We start from the raw sequence: 3,270 nt of genomic DNA, 5'->3' as shown, positions 1-3,270 counted from the left end.
CGGGCGGCCCTTCGCCGTCTCCGACTCGGTGCCGCGCAACACGGCGGCGGGGCCGGACGCGGGCCGCGGACCGGCCGGGCCGGATCCGGGCCGCCCCTTCGCGGGCTCGTCACCGGGCCCGTCGGAGCCCGTGCCGGTTCCCCCGTCCTGCGTGTCGGCCTCGATCGCCGCTCCCGGCCCCGACCGCGCGCCCGTCTCCTGCCGCCGACCGGGCCCGCCCGGCACGCGGGCGACCTCCGGCGACGACGTGTCCAGCGGCACGGACCAGGACCGTACGAGCCCCAACTGCACGGCCTGGCGCGGCAGTACGGCATCGAGCAGCCAGTCCGCGGCGACCCGCACGCGGTTGCCGGGCATGGCGGCGAGGTGGTAGCCCCGCGTCACCACACCCGCCGGTACGCCGGAGAGGGTCACGCCGAGCGGATTGGCGGCGGCCTTCACCCCGCCCAGGTCGACGACGAAGCCCAGGTCGCGGTGGCGGTACGGCTTGCGCATCCCGCCGAGGCCCAGCGACGAGGCGACGTTCTCGGCGGCGACCTTGCCCTGCCGCCAGGCGTGCTGCGCCGTCATCGGCGTGTAGGCGCCCGGCTTCTCCAGGTCGGGCACGGCGGCCACGTCACCGCACGAGAACACCTCCGGCCGCCCCGGCACCTGAAGGTGCGGGTCGACGAGCAGCCGCCCCTTCTCCATCGGCAGCCCGAGGGACTCGACCAGCGGGTCCGGCCGTACGCCCACGCACCACACCAGGGTCCGCGTGTCGACGCACTCGCCGTCGGTCAGCATCACCCCGTCGTGCGTGGCCTCCTTGACGGAGGTGCCCATCCGCACGTCCACGCCCCGCTGCCGCAGCACCCGGTCGGCCGTGGCCGACAGCTTCTCGTCCATTTCCGGCAGCACCCGCGGCGCCACGTCCAGCAGGATCCAGCGCGGCCGTATGCCCCGCCGCAGCGGGTGCCTGCGGACCTGCGCGTCGGTGAACATCTGCCCGTGCGCGGCGACCTCGGTGCCGGTGTATCCCGCCCCGACCACGACGAAGGTGCAGCGCGCGGCGCACGTGTCGGGGTCGTCGGCGGCGGCCGCGAGTTCCACCTGCCGGGTCACGTGGTCGCGCAGGTACAGCGCCTCGGGCAGTCCGCGGAAACCGTGCGCGTGCTCGGCGACACCGGGGATCGGCAGCAGCTTGTTGACGCTGCCCGCGGCGAGCACCAGCCGGTCGTAGGCGAGGGTGCCCGCGTCGCCCTCGGGGCCCGTGTAGTGCAGGGCGCGCTCGTCCAGGTCGATCCGGTCGGCCTCGCCCAGCACCAGCCGTACGTTCGGCAGCGTGTCGGACAGGGAGACCGTGACCCGGCGCGGCTCCAGAATGCCGGCGGCCACCTGGGGCAGCAGAGGCAGGTAGAGGAAGTAGTCGGTCGGGTTCAGCAGGGTGATGTGGGCCCGGCCCCGGGTGATCCGGGACAGGGCGCGGGCCGCGCGGTAACCGGCGAAGCCGGCACCGACGATCAGGATGCGGGGTCGACTCACGGCTGACTCGCCTCCGGCGCTGTTCGCGTACCTCGGGAGACTTCCGCGTCCCCCTGGCCAGGACACCCAAACGTCCGCCGGGGGCCGCCCGCCCGGATGCGCCGGTTTCCGGCCGCGCGCCCGGGTACCCGGTGCGGGATACGGACCGCCCACGTCGCGGAGGCACTCCCCCATGCCCGAGTACGGTTATTTCCTCTCGTGCGAGCAGTACGGACCCGCGGAGCTGATCGAGCAGGCGCGAATGGCCGAACAGGCCGGTTTCCAGGCGCTGTGGATCTCCGACCACTACCACCCGTGGAACGACGAGCAGGGCCAGAGCCCGTTCGTGTGGTCGGTGATCGGCGCGCTGTCCGAGGCGGTGTCCCTGCCGATCGAGACGGCGGTGACCTGCCCGACCGTGCGCATGCACCCGGCGGTGGTGGCGCAGGCCGCGGCGACCAGCGCCGTGATGACGAACAACCGCTTCCGGCTCGGCGTCGGCTCCGGCGAGGCCCTCAACGAGCACATCCTGGGCGACCACTGGCCGCCGGCGCACGTCCGCCTCGACATGCTGGAGGAGGCCATCCAGGTGATGCGCCGCCTGTTCACGGGCGAGGAGGTCAACCACCACGGCCCGCACTACACGGTCGAGAACGCCCGCCTGTACACGGTTCCGGACGAGCCGATCCCGATCGACATCTCCGGTTTCGGCCCGGCGGCCACGGCGCTCGCCTCCCGCGTCGGCGACGGCTACATCACGGTCATGCCCGACGAGGCGATGGTGGAGCAGTACCGCAAGGGCGGGGGCGGCGGCAAGCTGGTCAGCGGCGGCACCAAGGTCTGCTACGGCACCGACAAGGAGGAGGCCGTGCGCACCGTCCACCGGCTCTGGGCGAACGAGCAGTTGCCGGGTGAGCTGGGCCAGGTGCTGCCCTCGCCCAAGCACTTCGAGCAGGCGCAGCAGCTGGTCACCGAGGACATGGTGCGCGAGAACCGGGTGTGCGGCGACGACGTGGACGAGCACGTGGCGGAGCTGAAGCAGTTCGCCGACGCGGGCTTCGACCGGGTCTACGTCAACCAGATCGGCCCGGACATGCGCGGCTTCTTCGACTTCTACCGCACGAAGGTGCTGCCGCAGCTGCAGTGAGCGGAAAAACCGGAGGTGGAGCAGGACCGGGCCGCCTACAGTCGCCGGCATGTCTCTTCGAGTGCGTCTGCGTGCCGCCCTGCCGGAGGCGATCCGGTCCCGTGACAAGGCCGCGGTGAGTGCCCTGCGCGGGGCGCTGGCCGCGCTGGACAACGCGGAGGCGGTCCCGCTGGGCGAGGGCTCCGCGCAGGCGGGGGCCCTGGAGGCCTCGCCGGCCGGTGCCGGCGCCACCGAGGCGGCCCGGCGTGAACTGGGCGAGCGTGAGGTCCTCGACGTGGTGCGCGCGGAGGCCGACGAGAGGCTGGAGGCGGCGTCCCGGCTGACCGCACCCGCGCACGCCGCCCGAGCCGAACGACTCCGGGCGGAGGCGCAGGTGCTGCTGCGGTTCCTGGACGGGAGCGCAGGGCCCCAGCCGGCCCACCCCGCCGGCCCGCCCCGTCGCCGAGGTCACGGCGCTGCCGGAGGGTGACGGGCTCGTGCTCGTGGCGAACACCGCCTCGGGAACCGCCGAGCGTCACCGGGCGCTTCGGGCCGCCCTCCCTCTGACCGAGGTCGACGAGTGCGAAACGGCGGACGTGCCGCGCGGTTGGAGGAGGCGGCCGCGCGGGCCCGGGTCCTCGGGG

3 protein-coding genes are annotated in these 3,270 nt (G+C 73.9%); 2 read left to right on the top strand and 1 reads right to left on the bottom strand.

Annotated elements, in window-relative coordinates:
- A partial coding sequence (locus RIN80_RS26515; protein WP_309098172.1) for an NAD(P)/FAD-dependent oxidoreductase occupies window positions 1–1,521 on the bottom strand: 1,521 nt, incomplete at its 3' end.
- Between the two features lie 172 nt (window positions 1,522–1,693).
- Here RIN80_RS26515 and RIN80_RS26510 point away from each other — a divergent pair.
- On the top strand, window positions 1,694–2,647 hold the full coding sequence (locus RIN80_RS26510) for an LLM class F420-dependent oxidoreductase (RefSeq protein ID WP_309098171.1): 954 nt from the start codon (window positions 1,694–1,696) through the stop codon (window positions 2,645–2,647).
- 91 nt (window positions 2,648–2,738) lie between these two features.
- The gene (locus RIN80_RS26505; RefSeq protein WP_309098173.1) at window positions 2,739–3,116 is read left to right on the top strand and encodes a hypothetical protein; all 378 of its coding nucleotides are present in this window, start codon (window positions 2,739–2,741) and stop codon (window positions 3,114–3,116) included.
- The last annotated feature ends 154 nt before the right edge of the window (window positions 3,117–3,270 follow it).

Source organism: Streptomyces sp., from assembly GCF_031181705.1.
Lineage (GTDB): Bacteria > Actinomycetota > Actinomycetes > Streptomycetales > Streptomycetaceae > Streptomyces.
This window is presented reverse-complemented; position numbering and strand designations above follow the sequence as displayed.

Excerpts from the sequence above, each read along its gene's own strand:
- RIN80_RS26510 (WP_309098171.1), top strand. The coding sequence starts at position 1,694 with ATGCCCGAGTACGGTTATTTCCTCTCGTGCGAGCAGTACGGACCCGCG.